The 18,170-nt window shown below is 38.2% G+C and carries 15 protein-coding genes and 1 pseudogene; 4 read left to right on the top strand and 12 right to left on the bottom strand.

The genetic code is table 11. The features are described from left to right. Positions 1–4 precede the first annotated feature (4 nt). Both AAHI02_RS18315 and AAHI02_RS18310 read left to right on the top strand, forming a co-directional pair. Positions 5–1,234, top strand: a complete 1,230-nt coding sequence (locus AAHI02_RS18315) for an FtsX-like permease family protein (RefSeq protein WP_346984478.1) — start codon at positions 5–7, stop codon at positions 1,232–1,234. 232 nt (positions 1,235–1,466) lie between these two features. Next, positions 1,467–2,450 (top strand): pyridoxal-phosphate dependent enzyme, encoded by a 984-nt coding sequence (locus tag AAHI02_RS18310; protein WP_346984477.1) that lies wholly within the window; start codon positions 1,467–1,469, stop codon positions 2,448–2,450. An 88-nt stretch (positions 2,451–2,538) separates the two neighbouring features. Here the strand turns inward: AAHI02_RS18310 and AAHI02_RS18305 are convergent, their stop codons facing one another. The 3 genes and pseudogenes from AAHI02_RS18305 to AAHI02_RS18295 form a co-directional block, all read right to left on the bottom strand. Further along, positions 2,539–3,066, bottom strand: coding sequence for a hypothetical protein (locus AAHI02_RS18305; RefSeq protein WP_346984476.1), 528 nt, complete (start codon positions 3,064–3,066; stop codon positions 2,539–2,541). A gap of 106 nt (positions 3,067–3,172) precedes the next feature. Beyond that, a pseudogene (locus AAHI02_RS18300) lies at positions 3,173–3,476 on the bottom strand (chaperone modulator CbpM). Positions 3,477–3,479: 3 nt separating this feature from the next. Beyond that, positions 3,480–4,394 (bottom strand): J domain-containing protein, encoded by a 915-nt coding sequence (locus tag AAHI02_RS18295; RefSeq protein WP_346984475.1) that lies wholly within the window; start codon positions 4,392–4,394, stop codon positions 3,480–3,482. Between the two features lie 91 nt (positions 4,395–4,485). Between AAHI02_RS18295 and AAHI02_RS18290 the strand changes: the two genes are divergently transcribed. Next, positions 4,486–5,685 (top strand): dicarboxylate/amino acid:cation symporter, encoded by a 1,200-nt coding sequence (locus AAHI02_RS18290; RefSeq protein WP_346984474.1) that lies wholly within the window; start codon positions 4,486–4,488, stop codon positions 5,683–5,685. 136 nt (positions 5,686–5,821) lie between these two features. On the opposite strand, the gene AAHI02_RS18285 is transcribed toward AAHI02_RS18290, so the two are convergent. The 4 genes from AAHI02_RS18285 to AAHI02_RS18270 all read right to left on the bottom strand — a co-directional run bounded on the left by AAHI02_RS18285 (position 5,822) and on the right by AAHI02_RS18270 (position 10,573). Then, complete coding sequence (locus tag AAHI02_RS18285; RefSeq protein ID WP_346984473.1) at positions 5,822–6,208, bottom strand: HU family DNA-binding protein; 387 nt, start codon at positions 6,206–6,208, stop codon at positions 5,822–5,824. A 376-nt stretch (positions 6,209–6,584) separates the two neighbouring features. Next, positions 6,585–6,968, bottom strand: a complete 384-nt coding sequence (locus AAHI02_RS18280) for a DUF779 domain-containing protein (RefSeq protein WP_346984472.1) — start codon at positions 6,966–6,968, stop codon at positions 6,585–6,587. A gap of 815 nt (positions 6,969–7,783) precedes the next feature. Then, a complete protein-coding gene (gene adhP / locus AAHI02_RS18275; protein ID WP_089859727.1) occupies positions 7,784–8,821 on the bottom strand; it encodes an alcohol dehydrogenase AdhP in 1,038 nt (345 codons plus the stop codon). A 222-nt stretch (positions 8,822–9,043) separates the two neighbouring features. After that, on the bottom strand, positions 9,044–10,573 hold the full coding sequence (locus AAHI02_RS18270) for an aldehyde dehydrogenase family protein (protein ID WP_346984471.1): 1,530 nt from the start codon (positions 10,571–10,573) through the stop codon (positions 9,044–9,046). Between the two features lie 182 nt (positions 10,574–10,755). Here AAHI02_RS18270 and AAHI02_RS18265 point away from each other — a divergent pair, with 182 nt between their 5' ends. Then, the gene (locus tag AAHI02_RS18265) at positions 10,756–11,688 is read left to right on the top strand and encodes a helix-turn-helix domain-containing protein (protein ID WP_346984470.1); all 933 of its coding nucleotides are present in this window, start codon (positions 10,756–10,758) and stop codon (positions 11,686–11,688) included. Between the two features lie 81 nt (positions 11,689–11,769). On the opposite strand, the gene AAHI02_RS18260 is transcribed toward AAHI02_RS18265, so the two are convergent. From AAHI02_RS18260 to AAHI02_RS18240, 5 genes are all read right to left on the bottom strand, one after another. Then, positions 11,770–13,098, bottom strand: a complete 1,329-nt coding sequence (locus AAHI02_RS18260) for a hydroxymethylglutaryl-CoA synthase (protein WP_346984469.1) — start codon at positions 13,096–13,098, stop codon at positions 11,770–11,772. Between the two features lie 372 nt (positions 13,099–13,470). Continuing rightward, positions 13,471–15,981, bottom strand: a complete 2,511-nt coding sequence (locus tag AAHI02_RS18255) for a M1 family metallopeptidase (protein WP_346984468.1) — start codon at positions 15,979–15,981, stop codon at positions 13,471–13,473. 88 nt (positions 15,982–16,069) lie between these two features. After that, the gene (locus AAHI02_RS18250; RefSeq protein WP_346984467.1) at positions 16,070–16,213 is read right to left on the bottom strand and encodes a hypothetical protein; all 144 of its coding nucleotides are present in this window, start codon (positions 16,211–16,213) and stop codon (positions 16,070–16,072) included. A gap of 440 nt (positions 16,214–16,653) precedes the next feature. Then, positions 16,654–17,166, bottom strand: a complete 513-nt coding sequence (locus AAHI02_RS18245; RefSeq protein WP_346984466.1) for a hypothetical protein — start codon at positions 17,164–17,166, stop codon at positions 16,654–16,656. Between the two features lie 67 nt (positions 17,167–17,233). After that, complete coding sequence (locus AAHI02_RS18240) at positions 17,234–18,094, bottom strand: hypothetical protein (protein WP_346984465.1); 861 nt, start codon at positions 18,092–18,094, stop codon at positions 17,234–17,236. Positions 18,095–18,170: the final 76 nt, after the last annotated feature.

Here is an 18,170-nt window from a genome sequence, read left to right as displayed (position 1 = left end):
AAGCTTGAAATTTCCTTTATATTTCTCTAGAAAAATAGCGTTTTCCAAAGATAACAAAAATAACCTTTCAAGGGTTATCATCTTCATCGGCAGACTTTCTGTAGCGTTGGGAATTATTGTTTCTTTAATTACCGTTTCTACAGGGTTCGGTTCCAAAAAGGCGATCAAAGAGAGACTGGCAGATTTCAGCGGACATATTACCGTAAAGTCTACAAGATCCAATTCCTCATACAATACGTCTGTTCTTGATAATCAGGGGTTGGATATCAAAAAGATCCGCCAGCTTCCCGATGTAGAATCTGCACAGAAATATGCGATGATCACTGGGATTATGCGGAATGAACATAATTTTGCAGGAATTATTTTCAAAGGAATAGGAAAGGATTTTGACAGCCTCAGGTTTAAGAAATTTCTGCTTGCAGGAACTACCCCGACCATTACTGAAAAAGGCTACAATAACGGAGTCGTCATCTCACAGAAAATTGCCAACGACCTTCACCTGAAAGTTAAAGACAGCATTGTTACCGTATTTTCAAAGACCGACCAACAACCCATTTACAGAAAGTTTGAAGTCGTGGGAATCTATAAAACTGACATTAAAATGATTGATGATCAGTTCGTCATAGGAGATATCAACCATGTACGGAAAATTCAGGATATGAAGCCGGACGAAGTAGGCGGAATTGATATTTTCTTTAAAGATATAGATGATGTAGACGGCGATTTTCCTGAGATTGAAAAGTTGATCGGCTATAAGAACTACGCAGAAAAAGCTACCGAAAAATTTCCCCAGATCACAGACTGGATCAGTATTTTTGATACCAATATCGCACTGATCATTATTATTATGTTGATTGTTGTGGTGATTAATATCATCATGGTTCTTTTAATCCTTATTATCGAAAGAACCAATTCCATAGGACTTCTTAAAACGCTCGGTGCCAGCAACTCACAAATACGGGCGACTTTTATTAATTATACTTTAATCATTATGATTCCGGGACTTTTATATGGAAATATGATCGGACTTGGGCTGATCCTGATTCAGAAGTTTTTTGGAATTATTAAATTAAATCCTGAGAATTACTACGTAAGTACTGTTCCTGTAGATCTTAATCCGCTCGTTATTATATCTATTTCGTTGGGAATTCTGATTATTTCGGGCCTTGCACTTATCATTCCAAGCTACCTGATCAGTAAGATCTCTCCGGTGAAGGCGATTAAATATAATTAAGGTAAATAATAAATGGTCAATTTTGAATGGTGAATTTTGCTTCACAAGTGAATTTAGAATCACAGAAAAATTAACAATTGACTCGCAGAAATTAACCATTGACAGTAAAGGTGAATGATGAATTTGCTTCACTTGTGAATTTATCTATAGGAAGCTGATTAATTTAATCCCTACCATCCTTAATCCCAATAAAATTTAAAGCCGTATCTTTGCTGTTCTTTAAAAAACATTTATGAAATACGCAAACAACATCCTCGAAACTATAGGAAATACGCCACTGGTAAAACTGAATAAAGTTTTGGGTGAAGATTTTCCTGCATTAGTTTTGGCAAAGGTGGAGACCTTCAATCCCGGGAATTCCGTGAAAGACAGAATGGCCGTGAAAATGATTGAAGACGCAGAAAAAGACGGAAGACTGAAGCCGGGTGGAACCATCATTGAAGGGACTTCCGGAAATACAGGAATGGGGCTGGCTCTTGCCGCGATCATCAAGGGATACAAATGTATTTTTGTAACCAACTCAAAACAATCAAAAGAAAAATGTGATATTCTACGGGCTGTAGGTGCTGAAGTTATTGTCTGTCCTACCGATGTAAAACCTACCGATCCTCGTTCTTACTATTCTGTTTCTAAAAGACTGGCAAAGGAAACTGAAAACGGCTGGTATGTGAATCAATATGATAATTTATCCAACAGAGCTGCGCACTATGAATCTACAGCTCCTGAGATCTGGGAACAGACCGAAGGTAAGTTGACTCACTTCGTAGTTGGAGCAGGAACAGGAGGTACGATTACCGGATGCGGAACATTCTTTAAGGAGAAAAATCCTGACATCAAAGTGATCGGGGTCGATACGTACGGATCTATCTTAAAGGAATATCACGAAACCGGTGAGCTTCATTACGATCATGCCTACACTTATATTACAGAAGGAATCGGGGAAGATATTATACCTGAAAACTATGATATGGCTGTTATCGATCATTTCGAAAAAGTAACGGATAAAGACGGCGCTATCTATGCAAGAAAACTGGCAAAAGAAGAAGGGATTTTTTGTGGATACTCCGCAGGAAGCGCCATCGCTTCTCTTGTACAAATGAAAGATCAGTTCACGAAAGACGATGTCATCGTAGTTCTTCTTCACGACCACGGATCCAGATATGTCGGAAAGATCTACAACGACGAGTGGATGAAAGAAATGGGCTGGCTGGATTAATCAACCGGTATTCCTATCAATAATAAAAGAACTCAGAGCAAAAATGTTCTGAGTTCTTTTATTTTATTAAATTATTTCTGGCAGATATTTATTCGTTAATCCTCTGCTTCAAAACCTGCTTTAAGAAACTGTAGTCCTTCTCACTCATCGATTTTCTGGGAAACATATAACTGTATTTTCCCTCGATGCTGATGAATTCGTTATTGCTGTCGAAAAATTCAAAATCTTTCCATTCGCTGGTTTCTTTGTCACCGTCGATATTGACCGTAAAAAATTGATCGTCGAATCTGATCTCGTAAAGGCTGCAGTTTTCAAGTTTGGCTAAATAACGTCCAACCTGCTTCTTCCATCTGGAAACTTTATTGATGCTTACCGAAAGAAAAACAGCACAAAGAAGGAACAGAAAACTCACGAAGTATAAAATCCCTGCTTTCTCTTTGCTGAAATCATCTCTGAAAAACAGCAATATCAGTAAAATAAGGCCGACTACAGTAGTCGTTACTGTTTTCCCACGGTTGGTTGATGAAAAGAACAGGCTTCCCTGGTTACCACTGAAATATATTTCTTCAAAATCCTGCCTTCTGGGCTTCAGAACGATCATTCTCTCTTCACTCATATTGATTAATTATGGATACAAATATAAGTTTTTCCCCTCCATACTCATACTCTAAAACTCTAAAACCCTCATACGCTAAAACTCTCCAAGACTCTCACTCTAAAACTCAACCCTCCTGATATTTATCACTGATCGCCGAAAGCTTAGTCATCAGCTCACGGTTCTTCTGCTTCAGGTCTTCCATTTTCCGCAGCATATCGTGAATTACTTCAAGCCCGGGAAGATTGATCTCCAGATCGTAATGCCAGTTGGTAAACCTTTCAAAAGAAGGCAGATCTTCGTACATGAGATATCGGATTTCGTTTTCCGTATGAATATTCAGCAAGCCGGAATCTACCAGTTCATCAAAAAAAAGTAATCTCAATATTGTATATTTTTACGAGTTCTTCGCGTGATATTCTTTCATTCATGACTTAGGAATTTTTTAGTTGTTCGAAAAGTTGTTTCTGCTTATCGGTAAGGTTCGTAGGCAGTTTCACGTTGTACGTCACAAACAGATCACCGAACTGTCCTTCTTTTTTGTACACCGGAAAGCCCTTTCCTTTTAATCTTACCGTGACTCCGTTCTGCGTTTCGGGTTTTACTTTTAGGTTAACGCTTCCCGTCAGCGTATTGACTTTTACGTCGCCACCCAAAACTGCTGTATACAGATCAATGGAAACCTTTGTCTTTAAATCGTCTCCGATTCTTTCAAAATCCGGATCTGCCGGAATAGTAAAGGTAATATACAAATCACCGTTGGGACCTCCGTTATAGCCAGGGCTTCCATGCCCTTTCAGTTTAATTTGTTGTCCGTCGTAGACTCCGGCAGGAATTGTGATTCTTACTTTTTTTCCGTTAATATCAAAGGTCTGCTGATGGGTAGTCGCAGCATCTTTTAGGCTAAGATTCAACTCTGCGTGTACATCCTGCCCTTTAAACTTCCCGGATGCGCTCCCTCTCGAACTTCTTCCGAATCCTCCTGCTCCACCGAACATACTCTGGAAAAAATCGGAAAAATCTTCCCCTTCTCCAAAATCTGCACCGGAAAAACCACCATCAAAATCATTTCCCTGACTCTGGTACTGCCTTTGCTGCTGCTGTGCCTTTTCATACTCTTCGCCATGCTTCCAGTGTTCGCCATATTTATCGTATTTAGCTCTGTTTTCAGGATTGCTGAGTACCTCATTAGCCTCATTAATCTCTTTAAATTTCCTTTCAGCCTCCTTATCATCAGGATTAAGGTCGGGATGGAGTTTTCTTGCGAGTTTGCGATAGGCTTTTTTAATATCGTCCTGAGTTGCACTTTTGTCAACACCTAAAATTTTATAATAGTCTATATAAGCCATAGAAACGTTTTACTCAAATTTAAGGATTTTACAGGGGAAATTTATACAATGGAGTGTTAAAATAAAGCTATCTTTGATCAAAAAGCGCCACATGAAAGAAGTCCTGAAAAACTACTCCGGAATCCTGCTTTTACTTCTGGGCATCACTGTCGGAAGTATTATCGGTATTGTTGCACCACAGGTTGTAGAGTATCTAAAACCTGTGGGAGATATATTTCTGAATTTACTTTTCGTGAGTGTTGTGCCTCTCGTCTTTTTTGCTGTTTCCAACTCCATTGCTTCGCTTGAGCAGCAATCAAAGTTTGGAAAGATTATTTTTACTATGGCGCTAACGTTCTTGTTTTTCATTTTAACGGCAGCCGTTTTTACGATCTGCGCGGTGTATCTGTTTCCTGTTTCGGGTGTTTCCGGAAGCAAGGAAGTAATCGAAGAAGTAGCCTCTGCCGACAGTTGGGGCAACAAGATCGTAAGTTTCTTTACAGTGGGCGAATTTACACAGCTTTTTTCACGACAGAATATGCTGGCACTGCTCATCTTTGCATTTATGACAGGCTTCTCGGCAAGGAAGGCAGGAGAACGCGGGCAACCTTTCAGAATGTTTATTGCCTCAGGATATGAAGTGATGAAAGAACTTCTTTTGCTTATCATGAAGGCAGCTCCTATTGGATTGGGCGCTTATTTTGCCTATCAGGTAGCTACTTTGGGACCTCAGCTTTTCGGATTTTATGCTAAACCTTTGGGTCTTTATTATATTGCAGGCGTTATCTACTTTCTGGTATTTTTCTCATTGTATGCCTTTATGGCCGGAGGAATTAGCGGGATAAAGATTTTCTGGAAGAATGCCATTTACCCAACGGTAACAGCATTAAGTACCTGCAGCAGCTTTGCCACTATGCCCGCAAATCTGCAGGCGGCATCTAAGATCGGGATTCCCAGTCAGATCTCCAATATTGTGATTCCGATCGGGACTACGCTTCATAAAAACGGGTCTTCAATGTCTTCGATCATTAAGATCTATGTTGCTTTTATGATTATCGGCAGAGATTTTTTTGATCCGATGAATCTGCTTTTAGCTTTAGGCATTACCGTTTTCGTTAGTATTGTAGCGGGCGGAATTCCTAATGGCGGATATATCGGCGAGATGCTGATGATCTCGGTGTATAAACTTCCCCAGGAAGCCATTCCTGCTGTGATGATTATCGGAACATTGGTAGATCCTTTGGCAACGGTTTTAAATGCAGTCGGACAATTGATTGCATCGATGTTTGTCAACAGGTTTGTGAAAGTTTGACGCAGTTTTGAGTCATGTATTTAAAACCCCTGACGATCTTTCACAAAAAACCTGCGCAGCTTTCATGCAAAAGGTGCGCAGGTTTGGGGCAACTCCTGCTTAGGTTTGAAGTAAAACCTGCGCAGGTTTTGTACGCTTACTTGTCTTTGGTAAAAGAGGCCGTATTGAGAGCATCGGTAATTCGTTTACCGGGACGGTAATTTACTTTGGCTCCTTTGATAAGGTTTACATTAAATTTGTCTTCACTTTCGGCACCGCCACTGCTGAGACTGGGATAGAAACTCCCTAGTTTGTCGAGCCTGATGATTTTGCTGTTGGCAAGCTCTTTCTGAATGACGTTTTCGAGAGCAATGATGACCCCCCGGATATCTGCTTCACTGAGGGCAGAGAATTTTTCGATTTCTTTTACGAGATCATCGACGGTCATTTCACCATCGGTTTTTACCTGAGCATACCATCTTTTTGTTCCTCCGCCAGTTACGCCTGGCTCACCGCGTTCAATCACTGTGTACTTAATAGACATTTGGGTTAATTATTTAGATTAAGGGATAAACTTAATGAAATAATTAATACAAAAACCCTCTGTAGACAAACATCTACAGGCGTGTAGATATTTATCTATAACCCGTTGTGCATTTTGATTCATTTTCGTCACTTCGAGTAGATTTTTGAAAAAAATCGGATCAAGAAGTTTCACTTTAAGTCACCTTTACTCACAGATTCTCGATACATTTTTCTCCGCTTCGCTGCGAAAAACACTCGAATTGACGAATCCAATACCAAAAATTTTTCAAAATGCCCAACTGATATGATGTAAATAAAAGGAAACGGATTATCGCAATGATATTGTTGAAAATATATTCAAAAGCAATGTATGCGAATCATCATTCTTTTAAGGTTTATTCACTTCGTTTTACCGGCTCCAGATTCTCCAGTTCTTCAGGCGTAAACAATCGGTAATGAACTTTGAATGTTTTGCCTAAAGGTGTTTCGAGGGAGAATCCACCGGGTCCGAAGCCGTCGGTAACGTCCAGTGTAAAATGGGAGTATTGCCAATATTCGAACAGATCACGGTCGATCCAGAATTCATGATTGTGGATGGTGCCAATCATGGCATCGTTCATTCTCGGATAAAACCCGCCTTTTTCGAAGCATTGCGGCTGCGTTCCTTCGCAGCATCCGCCCGCCTGGTAGAACATGAGATCGCCATATTTCTTCTCCAGTTCCCAGATTACCTCTAAGGCTTTTTCTGTAGCTGAAAGTCTTGATATTTTAGGTTTCATAATTTTTCTTTTGTTTTTATGTTTTAATGTTCTTTTGTCTTGAAACAAAAGAACCAAAAATTCAAGACCTGGAAACTACGGCTAAAAATGAAGTCTGTTCTCTAAAAATTCTAAAACTTCCGCAAATTCAGGATTTGTTCTTCGGTTCAATATTGTTGTCGCGCTTCAAACACTAGAATTTTCTTAACGCTCTCAGAATTAATTTTCTTTACGCCTACGCTTCCTAAGTCGGTTTTTTATAATGCTTTCTTTACCGTAAAAGGACTTACATAATTTTCTTTTTTATTAGTGTTCTTTTATCTTGAAACATATGAGAAACAAAAATTCAAGACTGGAAACTACGGCTAAAAATGAAGTCTGTTCTCTAAAAATTCTAAACTTGCGCGAATTCTGAATTTGTTCTTCGGTTCAATATTGTTGCCGCACTTCAAACACTAGAATTTTCTTAACGTTCACAGAATTAATTTTCTTTACGCCTACGCTTCCTAAGTCTGTTTTTTATAATGCTTCCTTTACCGTAAAAGGACTTACATAATTTTCTTTTTTATTAGTGTTCTTTTGTCTTAAAACATGCGAGAACCAAAAATCCAAGACTGAAACTACGGCTAAAAATGAAGTCTGTTCTCTAAAAATTCTAAAACTTCCGCAAATTCAGGATTTGTTCTTCGGTTCAATATTGTTGTCGCGCTTCAAACACTAGAATTTTCTTAACGCTCTCAGAATTAATTTTCTTTACGCCTACGCTTCCTAAGTCGTTCATGAAATTAAAAAAAGTTCGGCGAAATTTCATTTCGCCGAACCAGACATTGTCATCATTAATTTGCACTTCCGGCAATATCGAGAACGATCCTTCCGTCGATCTGTCCTTTTTTCATTTTATCAAAGACCTCGTTGATATCTTCCAGTTTTGCAGCCGTAACGGTTGCTTTTACCAGTCCTTCGTTGGCAAAATCAAGCGCCTCCTGAAGATCTTTCCTTGTTCCGACAATCGAACCTCTTACGGTAATTCTCTTAAGCACTGTTTCGAAGATTGGAAGCTCAAATGAACCGGGAGGAAGGCCGTTCAGCGCAATAGTTCCCTTTCTTCTGAGGACGTCAATTCCCTGCTTAAAAGCGATAGGGGAAACAGCAGTAATCAATGCGCCGTGCATTCCGCCGACTTCTTTATGTAGGTATTCTCCAGGATCTGTGTTTCTTGCATTGACTACCAAATCTGCCCCTAATTTCTTTGCCAGTTCCAATTTATCATCAGCAACATCAATGGCTGCCACATGCATTCCCATTGCTTTTGCATACTGAACGGCGACATGTCCCAATCCTCCGATTCCGGAAATAGCCACCCATTCTCCGGGCTTTGTTTCGGTTTCTTTTAATCCTTTATATACAGTAACACCGGCACAAAGTATGGGCGCAATTTCTAAAAAGTTGACATCACTCTTCAAATGTCCCACATATCTTGAATCTGCAATAACATATTCTGCAAAGCCACCATCAACACTGTAGCCACCATTCTTTTGAGCTTCACAAAGGGTTTCCCATCCTGTAATGCAGTAATCGCAGCATCCGCAGGCAGAATACAGCCAAGGCACTCCTACCGCATCTCCTTCCTTCACATAAGCTTCGGGACCACATGCGACAACAATTCCTACTCCTTCATGTCCGGGGATTAAAGGCATTTTGGGTTTTGCAGGCCAGTCGCCATCGACAGCATGAAGGTCTGTATGACAAACCCCGCAGGCTATCACTTTTACCAGTACTTCATATCTTCCGGGTTCGCGTACCGGAACTTCTTCAATTTTTAACGGCTGACCGTACCCTTGTACCACCGCTGCTTTCATCGTTTTTGGAATCATATTCTGAGTTTTATTTTTAGTTTAGTTTTTGTTTTTAATTGACCACAGATCACACAGATTTGCGTTATCTGCTAAATCTGCGGGAGTTCTCTATTACGCTCGCAGATTTAGCAGATTTTTTTGTATGCAGATCTGAAAACCTGTGCAATCTGTGGTTAGAATATATCTTTAAAAGTCTATTTTACCTCCAGCAGATTACACGGATTCCAATTACCCTACTATTTAAAAGAAACCTAATTTGTTTTTGTTGTAAGAGATGAGCATATTTTTGGTCTGACGGTAATGATCGAGCATCATCTTGTGGTTCTCTCTTCCGATTCCCGATTGTTTGTATCCTCCGAACGGTGCTCCTGCAGGATAAGAGTGGTACTGATTGACCCAAACTCTTCCCGCCTGGATCTTACGCGGAATATTGTACAGCTGATGCGCATCTCTCGTCCATACTCCCGCTCCAAGTCCGTAGATGGTATCGTTGGCAATCTTAATAGCGTCTTCTTCGTCTTTGAAAGTCGTGAACGCCAGCACAGGGCCGAAAATTTCTTCCTGGAAGATTCTCATTCTGTTGTTTCCTTTAAAAATCGTTGGCTGGATGTAATAACCGTCTTCAAGTCCTTCCCCAACATTATTGACATCACCTCCTACGAGAACTTCCGCGCCTTCTTCTTTTCCTAATTTGATATAGGAAAGAATTTTATCTTTCTGAATTTTAGATGCCTGCGCACCCATCATCACTGTTTTATCCAAAGGATTTCCTACTTTGATGGCTTTTACCCTTTCGATCACTTTCGCGATGAATGCATCTGCAATATCTTCCTGAACGACTAATCTTGACGGACACGTACAGATTTCTCCCTGATTCAGGGCGAAAAGAACGGCTCCTTCGATCGCTTTATCTAAAAACTCGTCATCAGCATCCATTACTGAACTGAAGAAAACGTTTGGTGATTTACCTCCCAACTCTAAGGTTACAGGAATAATGTTTTCTGTCGCATACTGCATTACGAGGCGACCTGTCGCCGTGGAACCTGTAAATGCGGCTTTGGAAACTTTAGGATTGGTAACCAAAGCTCTTCCTAATTCTGCCCCAAAACCATTAACGATATTCACGACTCCCGCAGGCAGCAGATCGCCTATGATCTCCATTAAAACCATGATGGAAATTGGGGTGCTTTCCGCAGGTTTCAATACGACACAGTTTCCTGCCGCCAAGGCCGGAGCCAGTTTCCATACTGCCATCAGAATAGGGAAATTCCAAGGAATGATCTGAGCGATAACTCCAAGCGGTTCGTGAACGATGAGAGAAACAGTGTCTTTATCCAGTTCGTTATGTGATCCTTCATCTGCTCTGATGACTGAAGCAAAGTATCTGAAATGGTCAACTGCTAACGGTAAATCTGCAGCCAGCGTTTCTCTCACTGCCTTCCCGTTGTCTATCGTTTCCACTGTTGCCAGGTATTCGAGGTTTTGCTCAATTCTGTCTGCGATTTTATTTAAAATAACACTTCTCTCAGTAGATGAGGTATCTTTCCAGGTCTGGAATGCTTTTTCCGCGGCATTTACCGCCATTTCAAGATCTTCTTTTGAGGAATGTGCAGCCTGTGTAAACTGCTTTCCGTCGATTGGTGACACCACATCAAAATATTCACCGTTCAAAGGTGCGGTAAATTTGCCGTCAATATAGTTATCGTATCTTTTTTTGAACTCAGGCCATTGCAATAATGTCTCTGATTGTTGTTGTGTTGTTGTGCTCATATTCGTACAATTTTTAATTTTTCTGTATAGCCAAATTACATTTACACACCTTATTCGGATAGCATAATCGTACAAAAAAACTTCAAAATCGTGCAGAACAGCAATTTTATAGTTTCATTAACACTCATTAAATACCATATTTTCTTATATTTGAGATATATGGCAACAGAAAATGTTTAGAAATGAATGATCATAAATTTTTACTCAAAACCCCTGAATTAAAGACGGAAAACCAACTTTTAAGCATGGTGGAAAACCAGACTACATTCAATCTGAACAATTGTGAATTCAGCATATATGAGACTCACAAAGCTGCTTTTGACATAAAACTGCATTTTGAAACCATAGCCTTCACCGCTATGCTTCGCGGAAAAAAGCATATGAAACTTGATAATAAGACAGGTTATTTTGATTATTATCCCGGGGAGAGTGTTTTAGTATCGCCCGGAGAAACCATGGTCATTGATTTTCCCGAAGCGGATGAAACGCCATCACAATGTATTTCTCTAAGCCTTAACCCCGATTTTATTGAAAATTCTCTTAATCATCTGAATTATCATTTCCCTAAAACAGACGAAACTTCACAATGGAATATTGAACTGGATGAATATTTTCTCTTTAATAACAAATCTTTAGCCTCCGCCACCAACAACATCATGCGCATTGCTATGGATGATAATTCCCAGAAAGATATCATGGCAGATTTTGCTTTGAAAGAGCTTTTAATTCGGCTCATGCAAACCCAGGCGAGAAGCATGATGGAGAAAAATATTGCGAAAAACAAGTCCAGAATCGGTTTTGTGGTAGATTATATCAGGAAGAACCTTCATCAGAAACTTTCCATTGAAAGCATTGCAAAGCTTGCTTATGTGAGCAAATCAAATTTCTTCAGAATGTTTAAAGATGAACTGGGAACTTCGCCGAATGAATTTATCCTTCAGGAGAGAATCAGCAGGGCAAAAGAATTACTAAAAAGCCGGAACAGCATAAAAGAAACGGCCTACCAGACAGGTTTTTCGGATACCAACTATTTCACAAGAGTTTTTAAACAGCTTGTAGGTGTGACACCAAAAAGTTATCAGGATAAAACAGTTTATCTGAATAACCAACACTAGCTTTCCTAAAAATCATTCATATTTGTTACGACTGGGAAAAAGAAAAAAGCATCCCGGGAATAGAGATGCTTTGCAGTAGTTTTATTTTTGATAGTGATAATATCTTGCTCCTTTTAAGACAGGATTTTCCAGTTCGACATATTTCAGGCCGAAGCCTTTGAAGTTTTCGTTTACAGATTTATTAAGCTGCTTTCGGTGGAGTTTCTCATAGGTTTCAAAATTGATTGACTGTCTGTTTTTCAATTCTTCAAACAAGTTCCATTTTGCGACAACACTTTTCCAGTTTTCAGAAACTTTGCCTGCAAAAACTTTTGATTTTGAACCGCTTCCGTATCCTAAAAACCCGATTTCCTGTCCTTTCAATTCTTCATTTTCGTTAAAAGAAGTCTGCAATGCGGAAAGCATTGCCATAAAAATGGATGCCGTGTACATATTTCCTATTTCAGAGGAAGCTCTTTGTGACTTTTCTATTTTTTCATTAATAAAACTGATATACTCTTCCGATTTTGCTACGGCTTTTTGCTCTTCGGGAGTTTCGTAGGACAAACCGTTTTCTAAACTGTAAATTTCCGTAAAAACCCTTTTGCCATGAAAAGCATATGGAAGATGAAAAATAAGATATTTCCAATTTTCGTGCGGCTTACTTTTTCCTGTCAGCTCTTTGTAATGCTCATAGGCTTCCTTTATCCTGTCCTGGTAACACTGATTGGAATACTGACCATCGAATACCGGCTCATCAGTGAAAATCTCTATTTTTTCAGGATACTTCTCGGGAGCATTTACCAGATTTTCTTTTTTAAAATGGCGTCTTGGTTTGAAGAAATCAAACACACTTTCTGTAGCAATTCCCCAATGATTTTCAATCTCCATAAGATCCGGCTTGGCAGAAACCAAAACGGCTACTGCACCACCGCCCTGTGTATATTCTCCGGATGAGGCCAGTTCGTATTTTGCATAATCACTTGCAATTACAACTGCTTTTTTATCAGGATTTACCCGTACAAAATCGAGTGAATTGTGAAGCGCATCCACAGCGCCAATACAAGCGAAAGTCATGTCTACGACGTCACAGTTTCTGAAACATCTCTTTCCATACTTTTGTTCGAGCACCTCTTCAACCATCTGCATGGCATAAGAAGCCGTTGGTTTTGCTGCATCCAGGGCGCTTTCGGTTCCCAGGTAAATTCTTGCAATTTCTTTTGGATTGATTTGATAATCTTCTATCAATTTTAACAGTGCTTCTGCCGCAAAGGTCGCCGCATCTTCATGTACATCAGGAAAGCCCATTTTATGCAGACCAAGCCCTTTTTCCAATTTGGCGGGCTCTATTCCTCTTTTTTCAGCTAAATCTTTAATTTCCAAATACAAAGAAGGCACATAATAGCTTGCCGCCTCAATTCCAAAAGTCATATTTTTTTAATTTGATACGAATTTAAAAAATGTAAACGTTTAATCAGTAATGATTTTTACGAAATTTTCAAAGTATGATTTAAATTAGATAAAAATATAACATTGATTTTATCCAATGAAAAAGCACCTCCTAAGAGATGCTTGGGTGTAAATTATTAATTAAACTTATAAGTCGTTTAGATTAATCATGTTCTTAAATGCATCCGTTAAAATCATAAATATTTCCGGTTAGCATTTTCGTAAACAAATTTACATTATAAAAACATATAAATAAAATAATTTAATTAAAATTTAAATAAACTCAATTCCATACTATAAAAAATAACCACCGTAAAAACAGTGGTTATGGTATTTATAGCAGAGATATACTTATTATTTAAATTCTTCAATCGATTTGTTGATAAGATCTACCTGCTTGTTCAGACTTGCCGCATTTTGTGGATTTTGCTTAAGAACTTCCATCTTTTTGTTGAGTCCGTCTTTCAGCATCTGAGAGATCATCATTTTCACCTGAGGATTATTGGTAATTTCAGATTTTGCCCGGCTTAACATTTTGGTTATGCTTTCCGTAGCTTTTAAATTGTCGGAACTCATAATCCAATTATATCCATCTTCTGCAGATTTTCCTAATTCAGCATTCTGGAATTTTATGAAAGGATAAAATGCAGCAAACTGAGCAATATTAGACATTTGAGAAGTTACCTTATTCTGTACGATGATCGGCAACATTTGTCCTACCAAGGTTTCTGAAGCGCCTTCCAGATCAATTTTATCGGCATATGCCTTTGCTTTTGCGGGATCAACAGTAATAATAGCACCAACAGAACTGCCTTTTACGGAATTGGAAACAGCATTCACTCCTTTTTCAAAAATCGGCATGTATTTTTTATCCTTTGTCTTTGCTAACGCTGCAATTGCTGCAGACTGCACAAGTGTCTTAGGATCATTTGCTGCCAATTTTTCAACATCTGCTCCTAATGCTTTTAATTGTTCCGGGTTGGAAAGATCCATCAACTGAAGAGCCTTAATTCTTGTTCTGAAAAAAGGATCTTTAATCGCTGCCGCCAATAATTTTGTCGCCGCAGGATTTTTTCCTACTTGGTCTTTAATTCCGTTTAATGCATTATATCTGCTTTTAAATTCTTTAGAACCTGTAAACTGCATCAGATATTGCTCGGGAGTTTTGGTGTCTTTAATGTCAGCCAATAAAACACCGTCTGCATTGATATTTACCAGGTCTGCATTTTTAGAAACATCAAAATTGAATGTATTCTTAGCTGTGGCATTTACCCAGACATTGTATCTTTTGGGCTTTCCGTTTTCATAAACATCGATTGCAAGAGGAAACTGGAAGGGCTGTTCCTGTGTCTGCTCAACGATCACGGCAATCTGTTTTTTTACCGGCTCAAAAGTGTATGAATAATTGATTTTCGGGTTTCCGCTTCCGAAATACCACTGATTGAAGAACCAGTTCAGATCTTTTCCTGAAACTTTTTCGAATGACAATCTCAACTGATGAGCTTCTGCATTCTGATATTCATTAGTTTTCAGATAATCCTGCATTCCGGCAAAGAAAGCATCGTCTCCAAGATAATTTCTGAGCATATGAAGAATTCCGCCTCCTTTCTGATACGTTACCAGATCAAAAACATCTTCCCTTGAATCATAATTGAATCTAACGAGATTTTTATCAAAATTCCCCGGCGTATGTATGTACATATTAACATCTTTCATCTGATGATAATCTGCCTGATCTTTTCCGTATTTATGTTCATTCCACAAATATTCCGAATAATTGGCAAACGATTCATTTACCGTTAAATTACTCCAGCTTTCTGCCGTCACCAAATCTCCAAACCATTGATGGAATAGTTCATGAGCAATGGTATCTTCCCAGGTATTTTCGTCAATAAGCTGTCCGGGCTTCTGAAGAATATCACTTCCGTGAAGGGTGGCTGTGGTATTTTCCATTGCTCCGCTTACATAATCTCTTCCTGAAATCTGTGCATATTTTGCCCACGGATAATCGTAGCCTAATCTTTTTGAGAAAAACTCAATCATTTCCGGCGTATTTCCGTAGATCTGCTTTGCATAAGGCTCGTATTCTTTTTCGATGTAATAATCTACAGGAATATTTCTCCATTTATCCTTTACGATAGCATATTCCCCAACGCCCATGAAAAATAAATACGTCGAGTGTCTCTTATCCATCACCCAATGATCCGTTCTCAAACCGTTTGATTCTTTCTGGGATTCTTTCAGCATACCGTTTGAAAGGGTAACGTATTTATCAGGAACTGTCATATAGATTTCCTGCGTTGTTTTCTGATTCGGCTTGTCGATGGTAGGAAACCATGCGGAAGAAGATTCCGTTTCGCCCTGTGTCCAGATCTGCGTAGGCATATCAGGATCTTTTCCTTGTGCATTGATGAAATACAGACCTTTTGCATCATTGATGGCAGCGCTTCCTTCCTGTTTTACTTCGTTCGGACGGGCTGTATATTTGATATAAACGGTATAATCCTGATTTTTCGCGTACGTTTTATCTAAAGTGATCTTTAATACATCATCTTTATACTCATATTTTAAAGGAGACTTTTTACCGTTCATATCCAAAGCCACTTCATGAATCAGCATTCCTTTGGCATCCAGCGTGAGTTCTCCCGAAGGGTAGAAAAAGGGAGATGCCGTGAGCCATTCTTCACCGTTCATCTGCTCTTTCTGATAGTCGAAATTTACTTTAAGTTTGGTATGTTTAAGTTCTGTTGCTTTCGTATGAGTAGCTCTGTAGACCTTTTCTCTTCCGGAAGTTTCAGTTTGTGCCGCTACATTTGTGGAAAAGAAAATTCCTAAAAGAGCGATCGATAAAATGGCTTTTTTCATTATGATTAAAAATTATTTTTTCGTTAAAATATCAAAAATATCGTTGACAAGTGTCTCGTAATCTCCTTTCTTGAACTGCTCTTTGGTTTTAGCAAAAGCTTTTTTTCAGTTCACTTTCAGGGTTTTCGTCGTCAATAATTTCCGCCGATGCAACGCCTTTCAATTGAAGAATTACGTTTTTCAATACTTCAGCATCTGCATTTTCTTCGATATTTATTTTTAAATGTTTCATGATTTATTTGTGATTAGATTCTTTATGAATGCTTAGAATCAATTTCTCCAAATTTAAAACTTATTTCACAAAGAACGGACTTCATGAAAATATTAAGAAATATTTTTTTTATACTTTACTAATTGGTATAAATGTCTTTCTATCAATGAAGCCCATAAAAATATATTCTTCATCGATTCATTTTTCCACATAAAGCCATAAAGCGTTGGAAAATAACAAATTGTACTTGATTGCCTCTTCGGAATGGTTGATTGCCTCTTCGGAGTGGTTGATTGTCTCTTCGGAGTAGTTGATCGTCTATTCGAAACGCTTGATTGCTTCATCGAAATGATTGAGGGACCGTTCGAAGTGGCTGATTCCTTATTCGAAACACTTGACTGATCCATCAAAGTGGTTGAAAGCCCCAACGAACTGATTGAAAGACTCAATTGAATGGCAGATTAATTATTTAACCTGATTATTTTTTCATTTTTATACAGAAATATTATTTTGCAGTCTTTTTTTCTTTCCACATTATATACGTGGATTTTTTCAGGATTGATGTCGTTCATCTCGCAAAGCATAGGCGCTTCCCAGTTGTTATAGAAAACAGGTTCTCTGAAGGTAAAACCAGGGTTGTTTTTAAGCTCATGAAACATCCGGTAATCTAAACAGATTTCACCGCTTTCGATATGATTTTCTTTAATAGCAACCTTTAGTTTGCTAAAAAGCTCATGATTAAACTGACTGGCATATATCCATGAATTTTTAACATTAATATTTGTTACTATTAAAACAAAAGAAATCATACTGAAAACTAGAGCGATTGATTTGTTTGGCAGATTCATTTTAACTGCTGTAACAACAACTGCCGCAATGATGAATAAAGTATAGAAAAGTCTTACAGCTCCCAAATTCCGGTTGTCAAATCCGAAAACGGTTGGAATATACGATGAAAAAAGAAAAACGCTCAACGCTGAAAGTATGGCAAGAAAAGATATTATTCCTATATTTTTTAAATGTCGATATTGATTTTTAAAATCATATCCGCAAAATACTTTGTAGACCAACAAAGACATTAGTAATGCGAATATCCATTCCCAGAAATGGAGTTTTTTTAAAGTTCAGAATTCCTTTATACATTCCCAGGAAAATATCTTTAAAAAATAACCTTATAGAATAGAAAGAAACCTGCATTACTCTTTTAAATTCAAAGATCTTACTTATCTCATCCCGCTGGTAAGAATGTACAAATACCACCGGCTGAATTACTTTTCTGAAAATAATAATAGCTCCCAATGTTAATATAATGAACAAAATTCTTTTTCTATTTTCTCTAATCATAAATAAATGGAGAAGTAACAAAGGCAGGAAAATTTCATAGCATAATACTGAAGCTATAAAAAACAGCGAACTCAGCAGTAATTTTTTGCGGATATACAAGAAATAAATGCTCAATGAAAAAAAGATCGTTGCCAGATTTGAATTGAGCATAATCGACGAAAACTGAATGCTTGTGCCAATTACAGAGCAGGAATAAAGTAAAGTAATCAGACTGGCCAGTTCTTTTGAAAATATTTTCTGAGCGACTGCATATATCACCATCAGGGAGAGCGGAAAAAAGAATATACCAAGCCTATAAAATGACTCATGATATCTAGAAAGATACATCAACGTTCCGGTTACGATTCCAGAAACGGGTCTGGCAGCCATTGTCGCGGAGTCCAGAAAAGAATAAATAAAGCTGAAATAAGACTGTGAAATGAATTTGGATTCATACACTTTACTCAAATCATCTGCCACAATTACTTTCTCAATAAAGACCGACAAACTGATGTAAAGCGTATAAATAATGATTAAAATATTCAGAAATATCCCGGAATTGTCAATGTTTTTTTTCATGGTATTTTTCCCAAAATTTGTGTTAGAAACTTTAGATCAAAAATAACAGAATTAAAACAATTATAAAAAGGAATTC

Source organism: Chryseobacterium sp. POE27, assembly GCF_039727685.1.
Taxonomy (GTDB): Bacteria; Bacteroidota; Bacteroidia; order Flavobacteriales; family Weeksellaceae; genus Chryseobacterium.
The sequence above is the reverse complement of the archived record's forward strand: the minus strand, read 5'-3'. Positions and strand labels throughout refer to the sequence as shown.